The organism is Clostridium puniceum (genome assembly GCF_002006345.1).
GTDB classification, from domain to species: Bacteria; Bacillota; Clostridia; order Clostridiales; family Clostridiaceae; genus Clostridium; species Clostridium puniceum.
On record NZ_LZZM01000226.1, the window covers coordinates 1 to 23,706 of the forward strand.

General features: G+C 27.6%; 16 protein-coding genes, 2 pseudogenes and 1 other annotated feature. All 18 genes and pseudogenes read left to right on the forward strand.

Annotated features, from left to right (window positions below; translation table 11 throughout):
- Positions 1–2,171 (forward strand): sensor histidine kinase (locus tag CLPUN_RS24150; RefSeq protein WP_143329125.1); only part of this gene is annotated, 2,171 nt, incomplete at its 5' end.
- Positions 2,172–2,530: 359 nt separating this feature from the next.
- Positions 2,531–3,529, forward strand: a complete 999-nt coding sequence (locus CLPUN_RS24155; protein ID WP_077849763.1) for a LacI family DNA-binding transcriptional regulator — start codon at positions 2,531–2,533, stop codon at positions 3,527–3,529.
- A 532-nt stretch (positions 3,530–4,061) separates the two neighbouring features.
- Entirely contained in the window at positions 4,062–4,898 is an 837-nt protein-coding gene (gene kduI / locus CLPUN_RS24160; RefSeq protein ID WP_077849764.1) for a 5-dehydro-4-deoxy-D-glucuronate isomerase, read from the forward strand.
- Positions 4,899–4,925: 27 nt separating this feature from the next.
- Positions 4,926–5,708 carry a 2-dehydro-3-deoxy-D-gluconate 5-dehydrogenase KduD gene (gene kduD / locus CLPUN_RS24165; protein WP_077849765.1) on the forward strand — a complete coding sequence of 261 codons (783 nt, stop codon included), beginning with the start codon at positions 4,926–4,928 and terminating at the stop codon, positions 5,706–5,708.
- Positions 5,709–5,902: 194 nt separating this feature from the next.
- The gene (locus tag CLPUN_RS24170) at positions 5,903–6,988 is read left to right on the forward strand and encodes a glycoside hydrolase family 88/105 protein (RefSeq protein ID WP_077849766.1); all 1,086 of its coding nucleotides are present in this window, start codon (positions 5,903–5,905) and stop codon (positions 6,986–6,988) included.
- A gap of 106 nt (positions 6,989–7,094) precedes the next feature.
- Complete coding sequence (locus CLPUN_RS24175) at positions 7,095–8,615, forward strand: MFS transporter (RefSeq protein WP_077849767.1); 1,521 nt, start codon at positions 7,095–7,097, stop codon at positions 8,613–8,615.
- A gap of 546 nt (positions 8,616–9,161) precedes the next feature.
- Positions 9,162–10,688, forward strand: coding sequence for a glycoside hydrolase family 28 protein (locus CLPUN_RS24180; RefSeq protein WP_077849768.1), 1,527 nt, complete (start codon positions 9,162–9,164; stop codon positions 10,686–10,688).
- A gap of 227 nt (positions 10,689–10,915) precedes the next feature.
- A complete protein-coding gene (locus CLPUN_RS24185; RefSeq protein ID WP_077849769.1) occupies positions 10,916–12,640 on the forward strand; it encodes a methyl-accepting chemotaxis protein in 1,725 nt (574 codons plus the stop codon).
- A 178-nt stretch (positions 12,641–12,818) separates the two neighbouring features.
- Positions 12,819–13,160: a hypothetical protein gene (locus CLPUN_RS24190; RefSeq protein WP_077849770.1), complete on the forward strand. Its 342-nt coding sequence runs from the start codon at positions 12,819–12,821 to the stop codon at positions 13,158–13,160.
- A gap of 253 nt (positions 13,161–13,413) precedes the next feature.
- A pseudogene (locus CLPUN_RS24195) lies at positions 13,414–14,343 on the forward strand (alpha/beta fold hydrolase).
- Between the two features lie 218 nt (positions 14,344–14,561).
- A complete protein-coding gene (locus tag CLPUN_RS24200) occupies positions 14,562–15,470 on the forward strand; it encodes a M15 family metallopeptidase (RefSeq protein WP_077849771.1) in 909 nt (302 codons plus the stop codon).
- Between the two features lie 128 nt (positions 15,471–15,598).
- Positions 15,599–16,711 carry an amidase domain-containing protein gene (locus CLPUN_RS24205; protein WP_077849772.1) on the forward strand — a complete coding sequence of 371 codons (1,113 nt, stop codon included), beginning with the start codon at positions 15,599–15,601 and terminating at the stop codon, positions 16,709–16,711.
- Positions 16,712–17,070: 359 nt separating this feature from the next.
- Complete coding sequence (locus tag CLPUN_RS24210) at positions 17,071–17,625, forward strand: GNAT family N-acetyltransferase (RefSeq protein ID WP_077849773.1); 555 nt, start codon at positions 17,071–17,073, stop codon at positions 17,623–17,625.
- A gap of 111 nt (positions 17,626–17,736) precedes the next feature.
- Positions 17,737–18,006 (forward strand) — a binding site (T-box leader).
- 118 nt (positions 18,007–18,124) lie between these two features.
- The gene (gene aspS / locus CLPUN_RS24215; RefSeq protein WP_077849774.1) at positions 18,125–19,414 is read left to right on the forward strand and encodes an aspartate--tRNA(Asn) ligase; all 1,290 of its coding nucleotides are present in this window, start codon (positions 18,125–18,127) and stop codon (positions 19,412–19,414) included.
- A gap of 263 nt (positions 19,415–19,677) precedes the next feature.
- The gene (gatC, locus tag CLPUN_RS24220; RefSeq protein WP_077849775.1) at positions 19,678–19,959 is read left to right on the forward strand and encodes an Asp-tRNA(Asn)/Glu-tRNA(Gln) amidotransferase subunit GatC; all 282 of its coding nucleotides are present in this window, start codon (positions 19,678–19,680) and stop codon (positions 19,957–19,959) included.
- A gap of 15 nt (positions 19,960–19,974) precedes the next feature.
- Positions 19,975–21,414: an Asp-tRNA(Asn)/Glu-tRNA(Gln) amidotransferase subunit GatA gene (gatA, locus tag CLPUN_RS24225; RefSeq protein ID WP_077849776.1), complete on the forward strand. Its 1,440-nt coding sequence runs from the start codon at positions 19,975–19,977 to the stop codon at positions 21,412–21,414.
- Between the two features lie 12 nt (positions 21,415–21,426).
- Positions 21,427–22,866: an Asp-tRNA(Asn)/Glu-tRNA(Gln) amidotransferase subunit GatB gene (gatB, locus tag CLPUN_RS24230; RefSeq protein ID WP_077849777.1), complete on the forward strand. Its 1,440-nt coding sequence runs from the start codon at positions 21,427–21,429 to the stop codon at positions 22,864–22,866.
- 359 nt (positions 22,867–23,225) lie between these two features.
- A pseudogene (locus CLPUN_RS24235) lies at positions 23,226–23,706 on the forward strand (hypothetical protein); the annotation flags it as partial.

Here is a 23,706-nt window from a genome sequence, read left to right on the forward strand (position 1 = left end):
TTTTAATAGTGAGTATGATTTCTGTTAGTATAGTAAGATTATATCCATTAATAGAGAATATAGTGGGAAAAGATCTTTCATCATCTTATGAAAATTATGAACTTTTAAAAAGAATTAATCAAACTAATTACACATTATATAAAGATTTATTGGAAATGGAAAAAAATAAAGAATTAACTTATGATGAAATTTATATTAATTCTCATAAAGTTTGGGTGAATTATAATGATTTTAGACATAACTTAAATTATGAAATGTCTGATTGGAATGATAATATAAATAGAAGGTTAAAAAATTTAGATTATTTTGCATATGTGAATAATGATGAAACATATAATAAAACTAATACAAATAATTCCTTAAACACATTAGTATCAAATATTAAAACTCAAGAATTAAATGATAAATATGATTTTTACATTGTTCTAAATTATGACGAAAATGGTGGAGTGGAAGTATCTAATGTACATGGTGTAAAAGAATATTATATTAAAAATAATTTTTCGCAATTTGATTTAAAAAAATCTTTCGATGGTAATTTGATAGAAGAAAATGTGATTACGTTTAATCCTATAAAAAATGCAACGTTTATATATGCAATTCCTAAAGAATTAAAATATGAAGATAACATAAGTGTAATGGTAAATTCATCAAAACATTTTATTAATAATGATGTTTTGATTGTAGTTATAATTTCAATATTATGTAGCATAGTAATAGCAGGATTAATATTTCCATATAGAAAAGGGTTGAATATATTTGGAGTTGGTGTTTTCTTGAAAATTCCATTAGAAATTAATTTAATTATATTGACCATTGGAGCTATATTTTCTGGAGCAGGATCATTTTATGTTGTTGGTACAACAATGGAAAGTAGATTTGGAGAAGGCTGGATAGGGTTTGGTATAAATACTCAATTGGATTTTTGGCTAAGAATTATACTCAATATTCTTATGTGGATTGTTATATTTTACTTAATATTTACAGGTGATATGCTTTTAAAACATATATTTAAAACAGGAGTAGTTAAATATCTTAAACAAAATTTATTGATTATTAAGATTTTCAAAGTTACAAAGAAATTTCTTAATAGGTCTAGGAATTTGTTTGCTGAACTAATTTACTATATATCAAATATAGATTTAACTGATAAATCTAATAAATTTATAATAAAGATAGTTGCAATTGATGCTGCTACAATTTTAGCTTTTTTAATTATATGGGCTTTGGGAACAATATTTACTATGTCAATTTTATTTTCAGCATTCTGGGGATTATTATTAGCATTTGTCTATTGCACAGTTGCGTTTAATTTAATCAAAATATATTTATCTAAAATAAAGAATAAATTTTCAGTTCTATTGGAGGCAACAAATAAAATTGCAGAAGGTAATTTAGATGTATCTATAAATGAAGACTTAGGTTTATTTAACCCATTTAAGGAACAAGTAGTAAAGATACAAAATGGTTTCAAAAAAGCAGTAAATGAAGAAGTTAAGAGTCAAAGAATGAAAACAGAATTAATATCAAATGTATCTCATGATTTAAAAACACCACTTACCTCGATAATAACATATGTAGATTTATTAAAAAGTGAAAATATAACAGGTGAGGAACGTAAAGCTTATATTGCAACTTTAGATAAAAAATCTCAAAGATTAAAGTTTTTAATTGAAGACTTATTTGAAGTAAGTAGAGCAACAAGTGGGAACATTAATTTAAATTTGGTCAAAGTGGATATAGTTGAATTAATTAGGCAGATAGAAGTAGAATTAGATGATAAAATAAAAAAATCAAATTTAAAAATAAGGAATAATTTCCCAGGAAATAAAATTATTTTAAATCTCGATAGTCAAAAAACTTTTAGAATTTTTGAAAATCTTCTAAATAATGTAGCTAAATATGCTATGGAAGGTTCGAGGGTATATGTAGATGTAATAAATAATGAAGATAAAGTAGAAATCACTATAAAGAACATGTCAGCAGAGGAAATTAACTTTGAGTCAAAAGATATTGTAGAAAGATTTGAAAGAGGAGATAAATCAAGAAATACTGAAGGATCAGGACTTGGTCTTGCAATAGTGAAAAGCTTTGTTGAGGTTCAAGGGGGAACATTTAATGTAGAATTAGATGGAGATTTATTTAAAGTCACAATAACATTTGAAAATTAGGTATACGAAAGAAAATACGCTAACATGCTATTTTTTTATTTCTTTGAATATGCAACCAATAGGTGTATATAATAATTAAGAATTTTGTTAAATTATTATAAAAAGCAAGTCTTTATAGATAAAATATATCAATTCAATATCTATAGGGCTTGTATTTTTAAATTAAGTACTATAAAATAAAACTAGACTATTTGAAAACGTGTGCAAAATAGTTTGTTAATTATTTGAGTGAAATATATGATAAAAAATAATATAATATTCTTTGTATATTTAAGAATTTAATAAAAATAATAAACGATTATTTGATTATATTAAGATATTGTATGAACATATTTATTAAATGGTTACGGAGGATAGGAATGGCTACTACAATTAAAGATATAGCAAAAGCACTAGGAATATCTCATTCAACTGTTTCTAGAGCATTGACTGGTTCAAGAAATGTCAGTGAAAAAACTAAAGAAGAAATATTAAAATCAGCTAAGGAATTAAATTATATTCCTAATATGAGTGCTAGAAGTTTAAAATTAGACAAAGCTTATAATATAGGGGTATTTTTTTCTACAATAAGTAATGGTACTTCACCGTTTGTATTTCAAACTGTAATAAATAATGTGTATAAAAATATAGATAAAAAATATAATGTTATTGTTAAAGGTATAGATACTTATGAAAAAAATACTATAAATCCTAAAAACTATGACGGAATAGTAGTGGTAAGCCAAAAAGTAGCTGATGATAATTTTATAGAAGAAATTTTAGAAAAAGATATACCACTTGTTGTTATAAATAGAAAAGTAGATTTTGACGTTATAAATGTATTTACTGATGAAAGTGTAGGTACTTTTAAAGGTGTAGAAGAATTAATAAAAAATGGACATAAAGATATTGCAATAATAGAAGGTATAGAAAATTTTGATTCTACAAAAATGAGAAGAAAAGGCTATTTAGAAGCTTTTAAAGAATATAACATTAAGTTAAATAAAAATTTAGTTGTAAATGGAGACTTTACTGTTAAAAGTGGATATCAACAAGCAAAGAGAATTATTGAGAAACAGGAACATTTTTCAGCTATATTTGCTTTTAATGATGAAATGGCAACTGGTGCAATAAAAGCTCTTATTGAAAAGGGTTTAAATGTACCAAATGATATTTCTATATTAGGCTTTGATGGGAATGAATTTGGAGAATTCCTTAGTCCTACTATTACTACAATAAAAAGACCTATTGGAGAAATAGCTAAAATTGCAATTGACTTACTTTTTAAACTTATAAATAATAGCGGAAATATTGATGAGAAAACAATATATGTACAATCAAAATTGGAAATAGGTAATTCTATTAAGAAATTTAATTAATATGAAATTAAGCAAAAAGATTATTATATTAATGTGTTTTCATAAGCTTTAATATATATTTAAATAAATTAAGATGCTTTACTTATTATACGTGTTTCTATATATGAATTTATTACAGATTATATATGTTTAAATGCTAATGCTTAGGAGTCATAGATACTTATCCTATAAGTAATAGCGTATAAAATGTTAAAAATATTTAAAAAAAAGCTATTGCAATTATTTACATAACAATATATAATATATCATATAAGTACAAGGAACACGTGTGCAAGTAATGTTTACTAAGTAATACATAAAGCTTATATAGCTTCAAGAACATAATGAAATCGTTCTTGAAATATATTTTAATAAATTACGAACACGTGTGCAAATTATAAGCTTAAGATAAAAATTTAAAAGAAATATTTAAAAGTTCTAATATATAAATTTTTGATTCAAGAACAAATAAGTTCTTGAAATATATTTTAGATTATAGGGAACACGTGTGCAATACTTGGAAATTTAGATTATAAATAGAGGAGATATAATTATGAATTTGGAAATCAGATATTCAAATCACCCAGATGATTCAAAACATTATGATACAGAAACGTTAAGAAAACATTATTTAGTAGAAAAAATATTTATTGAAGATGAAATAAATTTAGTTTACAGTCATAATGATAGAATAATATTTGGAGGGGTTACTCCAATAAAAGAAACTTTGAAACTTGGAGTTTGTAAAGAGCTAGGTACAGATTACTTTCTTGAAAGAAGAGAATTAGGAGTTATTAATGTAGGTGGCGAAGGCAAAATTGTAGTAGATGGAGTAGAATTTAACTTAAAATATAGAGATGGATTATATGTTGGACAAGGTGCTAAAAACATTGAATTTACATCAGCTGATGCAAAAAATCCAGCTAAATTTTACATAAACTCAGCACCAGCACTTAAATCATATCCTACAGTGAAAATTGATTTAGAAAAAGCCAATAAAATTAAATGCGGGGATGAAGTTAATATGAATAAGAGAACTATTAATCAATATGTTCATCCAGCAGTTTGTGATAGCTGTCAATTAGTAATGGGATTAACAATATTAGAACCAGGAAGTGGCTGGAATACAATGCCATGTCATACTCATGAAAGACGTATGGAAGTATATTTGTATCTTGAAGTTCCAGAAGATCAAGCAGTAATTCATTTTATGGGACAAGGTCATGAAACAAGACATATTCTTATGAAAAATGAACAAGCTGTAATTTCACCAAGTTGGTCAATTCATTCAGGTATTGGAACTCAAAACTATTCTTTCATTTGGGGAATGTGTGGAGAAAATAAAACTTTTGATGATATGGATCATATAGAAATTAAAAACTTAAGATAAAAATACTCAAAAGTGAGGTAGATGAAGATGTCAAACAGTTTAGATAACTTTTCAATGGATTTCTTTTCATTGAAAGGAAAAGTGGCAATAGTAACAGCAGGAAATACAGGACTTGGACAAGCTTATGCAGTGGCTTTAGCTAAGGCAGGTGCAGATTTAGTCATTCCAACTCATGGTAAAGATTGGGATGGAACTAGAAGGCTAATAGAAAAAGAAGGAAGACAAGTTATCTTTATTCAAGGAGATTTAACTAAGAAGGAAGATAGAGAAAATATTATAAAACTTGCAGTTCAAGTTTATGGAAGAATAGATATCTTAGTGAATAATGCAGGGACTATACGAAGAGCTCCACTTCTTGAATATACAGAAGAAGATTGGAATGCAGTAATGGACATTAATTTAAATGCATTATATTTCTTAAGTCAAGATGTAGCTAAAGTTATGGTTAAGCAAGGTTCAGGAAAGATAATTAATGTTGCATCAATGTTATCATTTCAAGGTGGAAAGTTTGTTCCGCCGTATACAGCAAGTAAACATGGGGTTGCAGGAATAACTAAAGCATTTGCCAATGAACTTGCATGCAAGAATATTCAAATAAATGCTATAGCACCAGGTTACATAAAAACAGCAAATACTGAACCAATAAGAGCAGATAAAGAAAGAAATGCAGAAATACAAGTAAGAATACCAGCAGATAGATGGGCAGATCCTTTTGATTTAATGGGAGCAGTAGTATTTTTAGCAAGTAAAGCATCAGATTATGTTAATGGACATATATTAGCAGTTGACGGTGGATGGCTAGTAAGATAGGTTAAAATCTATTTACAATAAATATGTTTTAATAAAGTTTCTACAATATAGATATATTTTAGAAATCAATTATATTTAGAAGTTTACTTTTAAATATGCGAATCGACAATCATAAATGAATTTTTAGGATTATACATTGTAGAAACTTTAATTATTTTATATAATAATTTGATTAACATGGAGGAATAATGAATATGAAAGATTATGCAAAGTGGATGGCTGACTCAATAATAGAGAGAAAGACAGATTTGACGAGCTATTGGGCTTATGAATTTGGATTAACGTTAGATGGTATAGCAGAAGTTTGGAAACAAACAAAGGATAGAAAATATTTTGATTATGTAAAAGAATGTATGGATACTTTTGTTCAAGAGGATGGATCTATTAAAGGATATAAAGTTGATGAATATAATATTGATCATTTAAATAATGGAAAAATATTATTAACTATTTATCAAGAAACAAAAGAAGAAAAATACAAAAAAGCATTACAATTATTAAGAACTCAAATTGATAATCATCCAAGAACTAGAGAAGGTGTTTTCTGGCACAAAGAGATTTATCCTGAACAAATATGGTTAGATGGTTTATATATGGGGGCGACTTTTTATGCAAAGTATGTAAACGAGTTCGGGGAAGCAAGCGAATTTGACGATATAGCCAAACAATTTATCATAGCTAGAAATCATTTAATTGATGAAAAAACTGGTCTTTTATATCATGCGTATGATGATGCAAGAGTACAACCTTGGGCTAATAAAGAAACAGGTTTATCATCACATTTCTGGAGCAGATCTATGGGATGGTATCTTATGGCATTAGTTGATACTTTAGAACAATTACCAGAAGATAATAAATATAAACTAGAAATTCTTAAAATATTTAATGATTGTGTAACTGCTCTTATAAAAGTTGCAGATAAAGATAGTCATGTTTGGTATCAAGTTTTAGATCAAGGTGATAGAAAGGGGAATTATTTAGAAGCTTCAGGATCATCAATGATAGCATATTCAATTTTTAAAGGAATAAGAAAAGAGTATTTACAAGAAGAGTTAAGGGAATTTGCAAAAGAATCTTATAAAGGATTAATTGATGAATTCATTTTAGAAACTAAAGAAGGTCTTATTAATCTAAACAAAATCTGTTTTGTTGCAGGACTTGGTGGAAAAGACAATAGAGACGGATCATTTACTTATTACATAAGTGAGCCAATCGTTGCAAATGAACCAAAAGGTCTTGGGCCATTTATATTAGCAGCAGCAGAAGCAAATTTATTATAAGAAATAGAGGAGTTCATATTGATTTTATATGGAATCCTCAAGATAAAATAACTTTTAACTATTAATTTAGAAATTATGATAGAATTATTATTTGGAGGCAAAGACAATGCAAAAAAGAAAAGTAACAATAAAAAATATTATTGGATACGCATGCATAAACTTTTTAGGAAGTGGAGCTCAAGCACTAATATCTGCATTCCTTATGTATTTTTATACAACATTATGCGGACTTGGAGCAGTAGAAGCGAGTTTAATTTTCTCAGTAGCAAGACTTATTGATGCTGTTGGAAATCCAATTATCGGTTATATTAGTGATAATTTTGGTAGAACAGCAATTGGTAAGAAATTTGGTAGAAGAAGATTCTTCATATTGATTGGGGCTCCTGCTATTTTAATAACATTCCCAATTTTATGGACAACAGGTCATTCATTTACATTCTACTTTTTAGCAAATCTTATTTACGAAATTTGCTTTACAATGGTTATAGTTACAGGTATAACATTACCAGCAGAAATGACTCAAGATTCTGCTGATAAAACAAAACTAGTGGCTGGAAAGCAATACTGCGGAACAATAGCTAGTACAATAGCAACATTTATTCCAGGTATATTGTTCAAAATGTATGGAGATAAATCATCTACAGCATTCTTATTAACAGGTATAATTTATGGAGCAATGATTTCATTATCACTTCTTGTAATGTATGCACTTACATTTGAAAGAGATCCTAAAGACATTATTTATAAAGAAGATTCTAATCATGGTATTTTACATATACTTGCAAAAATGTTTATAGATGTTGGATCAAGTATGCAAATTAAAGCTTTTAGATTGCATGCAGCAATGATGTTTTTAATTGGAATTTACAAGAATTTAGCAGGTGGTGTATTTACTTACTATGTAATATTTGTTTTAGGATTAACAGCATCTACGACAGCATTTATTTCAAGTGCTACTACGTTAATTTCGACAATAGCATTAACTATAGCAATTGCAGTTGCATATAAATTTGGTGGACCAAAGACATTTAGAGTTTCATCAATTGTAATACTTGCATCTCTTGTTGGATACTACGTGCTAAGTAAGATGACAGGCTCACCAAACTTGACAGTTTTATTAATCGTATTAGCTGTAATAAATACCGCAGGTAAAGCTGGTGCTGACTATGTACCAGTATTCCAATTACCATTTATTGCTGATATTGATGAAGCAGTAACACTTGAAAGAAGAGAAGGAATATATACTGGAGTTAATAGTTTACTTTCTAAAGTTGCAGCTGCTATAGAAGCTGCTGTACTTGGAGTAGGTCTTGCGGCATTTGGATTTGTTAAAGGAGCTAAAACTCAAACTCCTGAAGCAATTGATGGTATTTTATTAGTAACGATATTAGTACCAGCAATATTTTTAGTATTAACTTGGATAGTTTCATTAAGACTTAAATTAACTAAAGAAAATCATAAATTATTAGTTGATGAAGTAAATAGAATAAAGGCTGGTGGAGCTAAAGCTGATGTTACTCCAGAAGCTAGAGCAGCTATTGAAGAATTAACTGGATATAAATATGAACAATGTTTTGGTAATAATAATGTTGGATACCAAACAAAAAATAATGCCGCAACTATTTAAGCGCCTATAATGATTAATGAACAGTTAAATATAATTTACACCTCAGAGTTTTCTTTGGGGTGTAGATTATTATTATTTTATGCTTTAGCGTTCAGAAAACCACCTGCTAAGCGGGTGGTGGGCGTTTGGTTATACCGTTAAAAAACTATGAGTATTCTAAAACAGTGACGTTACAACAAGTTTTGTGTAACCACTAAACTAATACTGGTAATGCAAAACTATAAGTTGTTATAAAACTTAAGTTTCATGATCTCATTTAAAATATGGAAAAACCAAACAATTAAAAAATATATGGACAGTTTTAGTTAGAAAAACGCTTATATATATTTTTTAGGCTTACAGCCGCAGAGCAAGCCACCCGTTTGACGGGTGGTTCTGACTTAAAAATAAAAAATCAACTACATATTATTTAGTTATTGTATATGGTTTTAATGTAGCAAATCAGTTAGAATTTATATATATAAATATAATGAATAAAATTTTACCAGATAAAAAGAATAAAATTGCAAATTATAAATTATATAGTAAAATTGGAGGTATAAAATAATGGATAAATTACAATGGAATCAAGAGTTGTATGAAAAGATTGAAAATAAGGTAAATGAAAATATGCCAGTTTTGGATGGAAAACCAGAGTATAGTATTTTAGAGGAAAAATATAAAGCTCTAATTAGAAATATTGATGAAGAGTATTTGACGCATCCAGATGGTATTTATAAAGGTGGTAAAAGCGAATTAAAGCATGACAAAGATTATATCAGTAAATCATTAATAAAGAACGTTAGAAAAATAGAGTATTATGGTGATGTAATACAAGAAGCAATCAATGATGCAACTTCTAATGGTGGAGGTAAAGTTATTATTAAAGGCAGCAATGATGCAGAAAATCCTAAAATATATTACACGGGTGCCATAAATCTTAGAAGTAATGTTGAATTACATATTGAAAAAAATGCAATTTTAAAATTTGTTAGAAATAAAACTAATGAATTTTATCCATTAGTTTATGCAAGATGGGAAGGTGTTGAACATATGAATTTTTCACCTTTTATTTATAGTTATGAAGAAAAAAATATTGCAATTACAGGAAAAGGAACTTTGGATGGTTGTGCTGATGAATTTAATTGGATGCCTTGGAAGTTTGGATATTTTAATGAAGAAGATCAACAAATACAAAGAGAAAGATTATTTGATTTAGGTCAAATAAATGCAGATGTAAGAACAGAGAGAGTATTTGGTGATGATGTATCTACTATAAGGCCACCATTTATTCAACCATATAAATCTAAAAATATTTTAATTAAAGATATTACAATATTAAATTCTCCTTTTTGGGAAGTAAATCCTGTTCTTTGTGAGAACTTAAAGGTTTCTGGAATTAGAATAGATACTAATCTTTATAATAATGATGGAGTCGATCCTGAATCTTGTAAAGATATGATAATAGAAAACTGTTTCTTTTTAACTGGTGATGATTGTATTGCGATAAAATCAGGAAGAAATAATGAAGGAAGAAATATTGGAGTTCCATGTGAAAATATAATCATTAGAAATAATGAATTTAAAGATGGACATGGCGGAATAACTATAGGTAGTGAAATATCTGGGGGAGTTAATGACGTATATGCTCATGATAATTATTTTGATAGTGAGGAACTAGATTATCCAATAAGATTTAAAACAAATGCTGAAAGAGGCGGAAAGCTTGAAAATATATTTGTAAAAAACAGTACTGTAAATAAATCAAAAATTGCTGTTATACATGCAGATTTCTTTTATGAGGAAGGAACTAATGGTAATCACAAACCTATTTTAAGAAATATAAGATTGTCAAATATTAAAACTGTTGAAGGAGAAAGTATAGAAGCAAAACATGCATTATATTTAAAAGGATTTGAAGATGCTCCAATTGAAAATATAGTAATAGAAGATGCTATTTTAAGTGGTGTTAAGGGAGATTCTATATTACAAAATATTAACAATCTTACATATAAAAATGTTTGCATAAATGGTGAAAAACTAGAAGATCAAAATATAAATGTAGATAATGACTTTAAAGTGTGTAAACTTTAGTAAGTTTATGTAGTTAATTTTTGAATATCTCTAAATATATAAGTGAAATTATAGGACTATATATTAGTCCGTAATTTTATTTATATATTTATTTTATGTACTTGTCTTTATATAATTCTTTTTTGTTTATGAAACTAAGACACAAGCTTACTAGAAACAAGTAATTAAATTACAAAGAAAATGAAAGGTTCAGTTATTACAACAGATTTATGAGAGGTGACCAATAAATGATAAAAAATTTGAAAGTGTTTTACAAAGTAACATTGTTATCAGTAGCTTTGCTATTACTCACATTTATTATTGGTTCTGCAGGTTATTATTTTACTCAAAACTCAAATAAAAACTTAGCAAGAATGTATAAGGATGATATGAAAGCAATAAATATAATGGATGATGCTAGACTTCAAGCAAGAACTTGTCAATATGACATGCTTAATTTAATTCTTAATAATGGAGATGCAGAAGGACAAAAAAAGTTTTTAAAAGAAATGGATGAAAAATTGGCGGGAATACCCAACAATATTAGTGAATATAAAAAATTAAATTTAAATCAAGATCAAAAGGAAGCTATTGCTAAAATTGAAGCTGGAATGCCAGAATATATTAAATTTTGCAATAAAATAAAAGATATGACTGCTTCTGGGAACATTAAAAATGAAGATATCTACGAATATTTATCTAGTAATCAAGAGGTCTTGGATGGTGTCCGTAGTGGAGCAAATGCTTTACTAAAATCTCATTTAGCAAAAGCTGATGAAACATATACGAATACAGAAGAGACGAATAATCAATCTGTAACAATATTATTGTCTATTTTAATTATAACCATAATTATTGGTATAGGACTTACGATTTTAATTGTAAAACCAATTACTTTTTCATTAAAGGCAGCAACAGATTATTTAGGAATAGTTTCAACTGGAGATTTTACTAAAACCATAGCACCAAATTTATTGAGTAGTAAGGATGAAGTTGGTGATATGCTAAGAGCTTTAGATAAAATGCAAAAAGCTATAAGAGAAACATTGAAATCAGTAATTGATGAATCTGCTAATATTGAAAATATGGTTAATAATGCTGAAAATAATATGTCAAAATTGTCTGTTCAAATTCAAGATGTATCAGCTACAACAGAAGAACTTTCAGCAGGAATGGAAGAAACATCAGCATCAACAGAGGAAATGAATGCTGCGTCAACAGAAATACAAAATACAATTGAAATTATTGATTTTAAGACAAGTGAAAGTGCTTTAACATCAAATGATATAAGTAATAGAGCAAATGATATAAAAGCTAAAGCAATTGAATCTCAAAAGAGCGCAGATGAAATTTATTCCTCAACTAATAAAAATCTAAGAGATGCAATAGAAAAATCAAAGTCAGTTGAGCAAATTAAAGTACTATCAGAAGCTATATTACAAATTACATCCCAAACCAATCTTCTTGCTTTAAATGCATCTATAGAAGCTGCTAGAGCTGGGGAAGCTGGAAAAGGATTTGCAGTAGTAGCTGATGAAATAGGAAAACTTGCAGAAGACTCAGAAAATACTGTTAATCAAATACAAAGTGTAACTCAAATTGTATTAAAATCAGTGGAAAATCTTTCTACAAGTTCTAGTGAAATATTAGAATTCATTGATAAACGTGTAAAAAGTGATTATAATTCTATGGTTGAAATTGGAGAAAAATACAATAAAGATGCAGATGCTATTTATAATTTATCTACTGATTTTAGTAAAGCAACACATGAATTAACACAACTTATGAAAAATATTGTAGAGTCCCTTGATGGAATTACATTAGCAACAAATGAAGGTGCAGAAGGTACTTCAATTATTGCGGAAAAAACAACTAGAGTAGTTCAAATGGTTGAAGATATAACTAATCAAACATGTTCTATTAAGGGCAGTGTAAATAATCTTTCAGAATTTGTATCTAAATTTAAAATATAATATTTTACGTTATATTATATTTTTATAATAACAATTTAAATATGCTCTTAATAATAGCTACCATTTTTTTAAAGCAGTTGGTAGCTATTTTTTATTGATAAAAATATTTCTCAATATTATAATATAAAGACAAACAATTTATTAAATTATTATTTAAAATAAAGGATTGGAGACGAATATGAATAAAATATTTCAAGTTAAGGATTTAGTTTTTTATGAAGAGGATTTTGTAGATGATATAAAAGATTATGAAGATATAATAGAGATTATACAAGAACTAAGTGTAGATCTAGATTATGAAATAATAGAAGTTGCTGGCTCTAATGGCTGCTGCGATAAGACTAAGAAAAATTATTTGGTAGAGATAATTGGATATATAGATGAAAATGATGAATTTGTAACAAAAGAAGAAAGAGATGTCATGGGGGTAATGTCAATGAATAAAAAATTTGATTTATTTGTTATAACGGTTCATAAGTGCACTGCGTGTAGTAAATGGATAATATCTATATTAGAATAAGTATAAGATAATAGTTCTAGCTGAAGTTTTTTCTCTAAAGGTTATTAGAGATTAGTAATGAAAGGAGAATCAACGAAAAGTGAAAAAATACAATAAAAGTGTGGTAAAGAATTTTAAAATAATATTAATGATGTTTATATTAATATTTCAATTATTTTATTGGATAGGTTATTCTAATTTAATTTCAAATGCAGCAGAAATTGAAAATACATTAGATGAAATTTATATATCAGAGAATAATTACACTAAAGATATGACAAATATTGTTGAGCCTTATATAAATAACGCACTTGAATCTGGGTATGTGGATGGAGATGAGGATATTAAGTTATATTATGAAAAGTATAAAGTAAAAGATGCAAAAGGTAATATTGTATTATGTCATGGATATACGGAGAGTTTAGAAAGATATCACGAATTGAGTTATTATTTTATGAAAAATGGATATAATGTATTTGGTGTTGAACATAGAGGACATGCAAGATAAGGAACACTTGGGATTGAAGATAAGACCCAATTAGATGTTAAAAATTTTAATCAGTCTGTTACTGATTTTAAGGTGTTTATGGATAAAGTAGTTATGCCTAATAATGAAGATAAAAAGGTATTCCTATTTGGTCATTCAATGGGTGGTGCAATAGGAACAAAATTTTTAGAAGATTATCCAGGTTATTTTAATGGAGCTATATTAAATGCTCCAATGCTTGAAGTTAATACTGGGAATATACCCTAGTTTTTTGCTGATATAATTGTAAGTTTTCAAGTTGCAATAGGTAATGGAGGCAAATATGTGCTAGGAAAAGGTCCATATACCTCAGAATATAAAGCAGAAAAAATAGGAACAAGCTCCATTAAGCGTTATGAATATAGTCATGATATCACTATCAATAATGAAGAACTTCAAAGAGGAGGAGCTAGTTATAATTGGACAAATGAAGCCGTTAAAGTGACTAAAGAAATAACTAAAAAGGAAAATGTAGCGAAAGTTGAAATATCAGTATTATTATTTCAAGCTGGAAATGATACTTATGTAAAACCAAGTGGGCAAAATAAATTTGCAGAAGGTGCAAAAGATTGTAAAATTATAAAAATAGATAATTCTAGACATGAAATATATTTAGAAATAGATGAAATTCAAAAACCATATTTAAAACAAGTATTAGATTTTTATAGTAAAATTTAATTTTTAAATATAAATTAAATCTATATTTTTATTAAATGTGGATAATCAACTTTCTGAGTTGTAAATTTTATTGATTAGAACTTATATAGTTATAGAATAGCAAGTTAAAATTTATAGTTTAACTTGCTATTTTTTTATATAAAAAAATAGTAGAATACATAGTATTTTAATTGTTGGGACAGTATATATTTATAGGTTTTAAAAGGTGGTGTATATAAATGATAGGAAAGAGGAATGTTTTTATTATTTTTTTATTAATTATTTTTAATATGCCTATTGTATCAAAAGCAGCTATAGATATAGATTATAAAACTCAAATGAAACAGGATATTTTAATACTCATGTTAGCTTATCCAGATTATGTTTTAGGTGTAGAGAAGAAAACTGAGGACCAAGTATACTTAATTATGAAGTCTGGTAAGAAAATTATTTATGATGATAAAAAACAGAAAAATCATGAAGAAAAATTATCTAATCCTGATCTCCAAGATATGTTAGAGCAATATTATCCTCTTGAAAAAAGTACAGAAATTATGGATAAAACTTTTGATCCAGGAAGGGCGAGGCATTATGAACTTCTTAATGAAGTTTATGGTAATTCTAAATCAGCTATAGAAAAAAACTTAACCAGTTTAAAGTATGGATATACTAATTATCAATTTAATAGTAAAAACAAAGCTAATGTATCTTTAGAACAATCCTTAAAAGAAGTAATACCTTTAGCAAAAAGTAGAAGTGATATAGGTAGTATTCTTTATCCGGCTAGTGGAACGTATAATTACCGAGTTATATCTGGAACAGGAAGATTAAGTCCACATTCTTATGGGATAGCAATAGATTTAAAAAGTGACAAAAGGGATTATTGGAAATGGAGCTCTGAAAAGCAAGGAAAGGAAAGAATTAAGGAATATCCTAAAGAATTAGTTGAAGCTTTTGAAAAAAACAATTTTGTATGGGGAGGAAAATGGGGGCATTTTGATATTTTGCATTTCGAATATAGACCAGAAATAATATTAAAAGCAAAATACTTTAGTAAATTTAATAATAGTAGCAATTGGTATGATGGAGCTCCACTAGATGAAGCTTCTAAAAAATGTATTGAGATAATTGATAAGTCAATTATCTAAATAATATTAAAATATCAATATCACATTGTAAGATTCTTAATTTAAATAATCTTCATTAATATAAAAATAATGGTTTATAGATTTTCCCAATAAAACAATCTAAATATATTATACGAGGAGAATGAAATATGCTGATCTCTAAAATTAAAATAAATCCATCAAAGTTTATAAAAGTTATTATAATTACTTTGATATTTTCATTAATAAATATTAATAGTGAAAAATTAGTTTTAGGAGATATTAATACTGATGAAGAAGCAGTGAACTTTGTACAAAATATATTTAAAGTAAAAAGTAAGGCAGTATTAAGTAAGGATTTAGATTCGATAGAAGCATTATATGCTACAGATACTAAATATGGTCAATGGGCTTATGAATATGAACAAAAGAAGGTAAAGTACATAAATAATTGGGCAGAAAAACAAGGCGTTGAATTTATAGAGATTATTCCTAATACAATAATAAAAAAATCAAAAATTAAAGAAGATAAGTGTTCTTTTAGCATATTATGTAATACTGAATATAAATATATATATCCAGATCAATCAGACCAAATTAATAGCTCAAAAATTGGAACATATCATTCCCTCCAATTAACTAAGAAAAATGGAAGCTGGATAATAACGAAGGAATGGTACACAGATCCTTTTGCAGATTCATTAAGTTTAGAAGCAATTAAGCTTGATGAAATTAAAGAATACATAAAAGTTCAACCAGCCAGAGATATTTCTAATATTAATGAAAGAAGAAAAGGTGTAATTGAATATGCTCAAAAGTTTTGTGGGGCGGCAACTGTAAAAGAACATAATTATAAATATAATAATAAGTATAGAAATTTTAACTCCGAAGGTGGAGATTGTGCAAATTTTGCTTCGCAGGTATTGCATGAAGGTGGAAAGTTTAAGGAAACTTCAGGCTGGAATTATGATAAAGGAAGTGTTACAGGTCCTTGGGTAAATGCAGGAAAGTTTACTTACTATATGATAAATAGTGGGAGAGCTTCAGTAATAGCTAAAGGAAGTTATGAGAAAGTATATAAGGCTTCTTATAAAATGCTTCCAGGAGATTTTGTGGCTTATGAAAAGAAAGGTGATATAACTCATGTATCTGTTGTTACAGGTGTAGATTCAAAAGGATATTCTTTAGTAACTTGTCATAATACTGATAGAAATAATGTACCTTGGGATTTAGGTTGGAGTGATAAAAAAATGCAGTTCTGGTTGATTAGAGTACATTATTAGTTATATAATTTAATAATAAACATATTTATATTAAAAAAATATTTAATATATATGTTTAAAAAAAGTTTATTCATTTGAATTTACTGTACATTTTTAATAATATAAACAACTTAATTTTGTAAACTATGAATTTTATTAATTAGAACTTATATATCTAATTTATTTCATGCAATTGATTTATTGTCGCATTTAATACACATAAGAATAAGATGCTTCCAATTTTAATATAGAAAGTTTTTAAAATTAATGTATAATATTTAAATATAAGGTTTAAATATTAACTTATACTTATTAGAGATTAATAGATTGGAGGTTAGCAGGAATTTTACTATAATCTATATATTCTTGCTAAAAATAAAATGAAGAAGTTGATTTTGAAGAAAAAAGATGGAACTAATTTAGAAGTCGAGTTAAAACTATTAGATTTAACTTACATTGATAAAATAATGGAGATTCAACAGAAGATTTATGATGGACTAGAAAATAAGGATTTTTATTCATGTTCAGAAAAAGAAGAATTTGTAGATACTATAAATGGAAAAGGGAAAATTCTAGGGTGTGTTTCTTTGGAAAGTAATGAATTAATAGCTATGGGAGTTTATATTGAATATGGCTATGAGGATCATAATTATGGATATGATATAGAAATTAAAGGTGAAGAACTTTTAAGCGTTGGACAGATTGAATCAACAGTAGTTTTAGAAGAATATAGAGGTAATAAACTTCAAAAAATAATATGTGAAATTATTGAACAAATGGGCAAAGACGCAGGAATGAAGTATATGTGTGCAACAGCAGCACCCAATAATAGGTTTAGTGTAAATACATTTGAAAATCTCGGTTACAGTGTTATGGCAGATAAATTAAAGTATGGTGGATTAAGACGATATGTATTGATGAAGAAAATAAATTAATAAACTTTTTCAAAAAAAGTATTGATTTATACATAATTATGCAATATAATGAAACACATAGGTAATACACCTATAAATTATAGAAAAATTAATATTTTGAAATAGAAATTTATACATGCAATGATGAAGAAAAGTAAATTCAAATGAGTGATTTTAAGAGAGCAGATGATGGTGGAATATCTGTATGAGTTCTGAATTGAAAGAACACTTCGGAGCAGTTAACTGAAATTTTTTAGAGTGTAACTAGAAAAGAGTAGGCTTAACCGGTGCCATACCGTTAAAAATGGAGGGTATAAGACATTAAAGTTTTGTACTTGTTTGAGGTGGATTTTAATATAAAATCAACTAGGGTGGTACCGCGAAAGTAATCTCGTCCCTATGCATTATGCATAAGGACGAGTTTTTTTATGCAAATTTATATGAAAAACATTCTAATAAGAAATATTTATAAAAAGCAATTGTAAGAATAAGTAATAAATAGAAAAAAGGAGTAATAATTATGAAAAGAATTTATATTAAGGATTTAGCAGTTAATGGTGAAGAAACAGTATTACTTAAAGGATGGGTTCATAAAATTCGTGATCTTTCACATGTTTCTTTCATTTTGCTTAGAGATAAGTCAGGAATAATTCAACTTGTATGTACTAAAGAACAAATTAAAGGATTAAGACTTGAAAATGCAATTGAAGTAAAAGGGGTAGTTCATGCAAATGAAAAAGCACCAAAGGGGATTGAAGTTGAAGTAACAGCTATTGAAGTTGCAGGTAAAGTTTTCTATGATAAACTTCCATTTGAAATTCAAAGCTACAAAGAAAAAGCAACACTTGAAACTCAATTAGATTATAGAACAATAAGCCTTAGAATTCCTAAGAAAAAAGCAATTTTTAGAGTTCAAAATGAAATTGAAACAGCATTTAGAGCATTCTTTAAAAGTAATTACTTTGAAGAAATACATACTCCTAAAATAACTCATTCAGGAACAGAAGGTGGATCAGAAGTATTTACTGTAAATTACTTCAACAGAAGAGCTTTCCTTTCACAAAGTCCACAATTCTGGAAACAAATGATGGTTGGGGCAGGTTTTGAAAGAGTTTTTGAAGTAGGTTATGCATATAGAGCAGAACTTCATAATACATGGAGACATTTAAATGAATATGTAAGTTTAGATGTTGAAATGGGCTTTATAAAAGATGAAACAGATCTTATGAATATTGAAGAAAAGTTTTTAAATTATTTATATAAATATTTAAAAGAAACCTGTAGTGAGGAATTAAGGTTATTTAATGTAGAACTTCCAGATGAATTAAAGATTCCAAGAATACCACTAGCTGAAGCTCAAGAAATTTTATTAAAAGAATTTAATAAAAAATCACCAGTTGGAAATATTGATAATGAAGGAGAAGCTCTTTTCCACAAATATATTAAAGAAAAATATAATACTGATTTTGTATTCTTAACAGAATACCCATCGGCCAAAAGACCAATGTATGCAATGGAATGTGAAGATAATGCTGAAATTACAAATAGTTTCGATTTAATTTTCAAAGGCGTTGAAATTACAACAGGTGGACAAAGAATTCATGATTACGAAGTGTTAAAAGCTAAAATGGAAAGATTGGGGATAAAAGTTGAAGACTTTGACTTTTATTTAGATACATTTAAATATGGAATGCCACCACATGGAGGATTTGCTATAGGACTTGAAAGAATAACAATGCAAATCTTAAACCTTGGAAATATAAGAGAAGCAGCTTTATTCCCAAGAGATATGAAGAGACTTACACCTTAAGTGATAAGTGAGAATCGAAATTTTATATTTCGTTCTTCGAACTTAGCTAATAGTCAAAGGGAGTTAGCTTCCTTTGGAAAAGGCATTTTCGAGTTTCCTTAAAAGTTAAGCTTTGATGAACAAAGTTCTGTGGAGTTTGAAAAAATATTGTTTAATAGAAACTTTAGAAAGTTTCTATTAAACAATATTAAATAACCATAAGTGAAATTTATAAATTTTAATATGGTTATTTTTGAATCAAAAAATATAATGAGGTGAAAATAATGAAAGTAAGTATAGATGAAGTAAAATATATAGCGCAGCTTTCTAAATTAAGATTTTCTGATGAAGAAGCAGCGAAATTTGCAAGTGAATTTGAAAGTATTTTAGATAATTTTCAGTATTTAAATGAGCTTGATTTAGAAATTAAAGATGAGGTGGATAAGGAAGAATTAAAACCAATAATCAGAAAAGATGAAATTAAAGCTTTTGAATGCACAGATTTATTTAGAAATGTTAAAGATATGCAAGAAACTTATATTAAAGTACCAAAGATTATTGAATAGGGTGGTGAGATGATAATGAAAATGAATTTAAAAGAAATGGTAAGTAAAATTAAAAGTGGAGAATTAACTAGTGAAGCAGTGGTTCAATCATATATTGATGAAATTTTAAAAACTGAGTCTTCAGTCAATGCTTTCTTAACACTTACTTGTGATGAAGCATTAGCTAAAGCCAAGGAAATAGATACAAAAATTAAAGCAGGAAAAACTTTAGGTGCTTTAGCTGGTATTCCAATAGCTATAAAAGATAATATTTGTACAGAAGGTGTTAATACAACTTGTGCATCAAAGATGTTAGAGGATTTTATACCTCCATACGATGCAACAGTAGTGAAAAAATTATTAGCAGAAGATGCAATTATTATTGGAAAGACTAATATGGATGAATTTGCAATGGGATCTTCTAATGAAAATTCAGCATTTAAAAAGACCTTAAATCCAAGGGATTTAGCTAGAGTTCCAGGAGGATCTTCTGGTGGATCAGCAGCAGCAGTTGCAGGTAAAATGGCATCAGTATCGTTAGGTTCAGACACTGGTGGATCAATTAGACAGCCAGCAGCATTCTGTGGGGTTGTAGGTCTTAAACCAACTTATGGATTAGTATCTAGATTTGGACTTATTGCGTTTGGTTCATCTCTAGATCAAATAGGACCTTTTTCTAATTCAGTAGAAGATAGTGCATATATATTAAACATAATATCAGGAACTGATGAGTATGATTCTACAAGTATAAGAGATTTAAAGGAAATAGATTATACAGCATGTCTTAAAGATGGAATTAAGGGCATGAAAATTGGAGTTCCAAAGGAATTCTTTGGTGAAGGTTTAGATGAAGAAATTAAAGCTTCAGTAAAAAAGAGTTTAGAAGTTTTAGAAGAGCTTGGAGCTGAAGTTGAAACATTTTCTCTTCCAATTATAAAGGATGGATTAGCGGCTTATTACATAATGTCATCTGCAGAAGCTAGTACTAATTTAGCTAGATATGATGGTATAAGATATGGATATAAAACTACTAACTATACTAATTTAGATGAATTAATGGAAAACAGCAGAACAGAAGGTTTTGGAGCAGAAGTTAAGAGAAGAATAATGATGGGGACATATGCTTTGTCATCGGGATATTATGATGCTTACTATAACAAAGCAGATAAATTCAGACAAAAATTAAGATATGATCTTAAAAATACATTCAAGAAATATGATTTAATAGTAGGACCAGTATCTCCGGTATTACCTTTTAAAATTGGTGAAAAAAATGCTGACCCACTAGCTATGTATTTAGCGGATATCTATACTATTAACGTTAACTTAGCTGGAAATCCAGCAATTTCAATTCCATCAGGTATAAGCAGTGAAGGTTTACCAATTGGAATTCAATTAATGGGTGATATGTTATGTGAAGAAAAAATATTCAAGGCTGCATATAGCTTAGAGCAAGCTTTAGCTCTTGAAATATAGGAGGGTATAACAATGAATTTTGAAACAGTAATAGGACTTGAAATACATGCCGAGCTAAAATCAAAAACTAAGATATTCTGTTCTTGTTCAACAAAATTTGGAGCAGAACCTAATGCGAATACATGCCCAATATGTACAGGGGTACCAGGGACACTTCCAGTACTTAATGAAGAAGTAGTAAACTTAGCAATTAAAGCTGGTACTGCACTTGGATGCACAATAAATAAATATAACAAAATGGATAGAAAAAATTATTTTTATCCTGACCTTCCAAAGGCGTTCCAAACTTCACAATTTGATAAACCCATATGTTCAGGGGGAATTGTTGAATTTGAACATGAAGGAAAAGAAGTTAAGGTTAGATTAAATAGAATTCATATAGAAGAAGATGCAGGTAAGTTAATTCACGTTGAAGGAGAACCAATTTCTTTAATCGACTATAATAGAGTTGGAGTTCCTCTAGCAGAAATAGTTACAGAACCAGATTTGAGAAGTGTTGGTGAAGCTGTTGCATTTATGAAAAAGCTTAAATCAATTTTAGAATATGGTGAAATTTCAGATTGTCGTATGGAACAAGGGTCGCTTAGATGTGATGCTAATATTTCTTTAAGACCAGTAGGTCAAAAAGAATATGGCACAAAGGTAGAGCTAAAAAATATTAACTCGTTTAGAGAACTGCAAAAAGCTTTAGAAAAAGAAGAGAAAAGACAAATTGAACTTTATAGCTATAACGAAGGACATAAAGTTGTTCAAGAAACTAGAAGATGGGATGCAGCAAAAGGTAAAACAATTTCAATGAGATCTAAAGAGCAAGCACATGATTATAGATATGTAGTGGAACCAGATTTACCACCAATTATAATATATGATGAACAAATTGAAGCCGCAAAAAACTCTTTACCTGAAATGCCAGATAAAAAAAGAGAAAGATTCTTAAAAGCATATGAGCTTACAGAAAAAGAAGTTGAAATTTTAATAGGAGATAAAGGTCTTGCCACTTTCTTTGAAAAAGTTGTAGAGCTTGGAATTGCACCTAAAATGGCTGCGAACTGGATACTTGGTGATATCCTAAGAATATTAAATGATAGAAAGATAGAATCAGAAGAGATGACTTTTGAAGCTGAGCCATTTGCAAAACTTCTTAAAGTGGTTGAAGAAGGTAAAATAAGTAATAATGTTGGTAGAGAAGTTCTAGATGAAATCTTTGATGAAAATAAAGATCCAATGAAAGTAATTGAAGAAAAAGGACTTATGCAAATAAGCTCAACTGATGAACTTGAAAAAATAGTTTCTGATGTAATTGCTAGCAACCCTCAATCAGTAGAAGACTACAAGGCTGGAAAGACACAAAGTGCGGGATTTTTAATGGGTCAAGTAATGAAGCTTTCAAAAGGAAAAGCAAATCCAAAGATAGCAAAAGAACTTGTAGATAAGAAACTTAGTGAGCTTTAAGGTATACATTGTACGTTACAATATTAATTCTTTAATAAAATCAATGTATTAATATTCTCAAGCAGATTATTTTTGTAATATGATAAAAATAGAGAGCATGTAATTTATTTTATAATAAAAACATGCTCTCTATTTTCAGTTAATAAAATATAAATAAAAAATTATTTCAAGTGCTCCAAGAGGTGTCTTCTTTTTTATATAAAATCTATTTAATCTGATATTGTTATTATTTTAAATATAAAATTTTATACTGGAAATTTATATTTTCGTACCAATTAATGGAATAAATATTACGTAAAGAGAATATTTATAATAGTAGATTAAAAATTAATATTATGAAATCTATAAAGGAGGATCTTATGAGTAGTATAAAAAAGAAATTTGAAAATGAAACTAAAACGAGAATAAACATAATTGGAGCTAATAATTCAGAAAAAAATTTCTTTAAAAGAATGCTGGTTAAGCAAGGAACTTTTGATGAATTAGATTTTATGAATGATGATAGTTTTTATATTTTTCCAACAGAAATATTATGTTCATCAGTGAAAAATGACATTCTTAGAGTATATTTAACTATAAAAAAAGATGAAGATATAATTAAGGAGCTTAAAGAAAATATATTAAAATCTATTTGTGAAGCAAGTTTTACTATTAAAAATTCGGCAAATGATGAAGAAAATATTATTCGAAAATTTAAGCAAGATTATATAACTGAATTGAATAATTTTTATAAATTTTCATTAAATAAATTTTATGGGACAAATAGCACACAAATTATATTTGAATCTGTTAATTTTGAGAAACTAATCAAAGAATTAAAAAGAATAGATTATATTGACG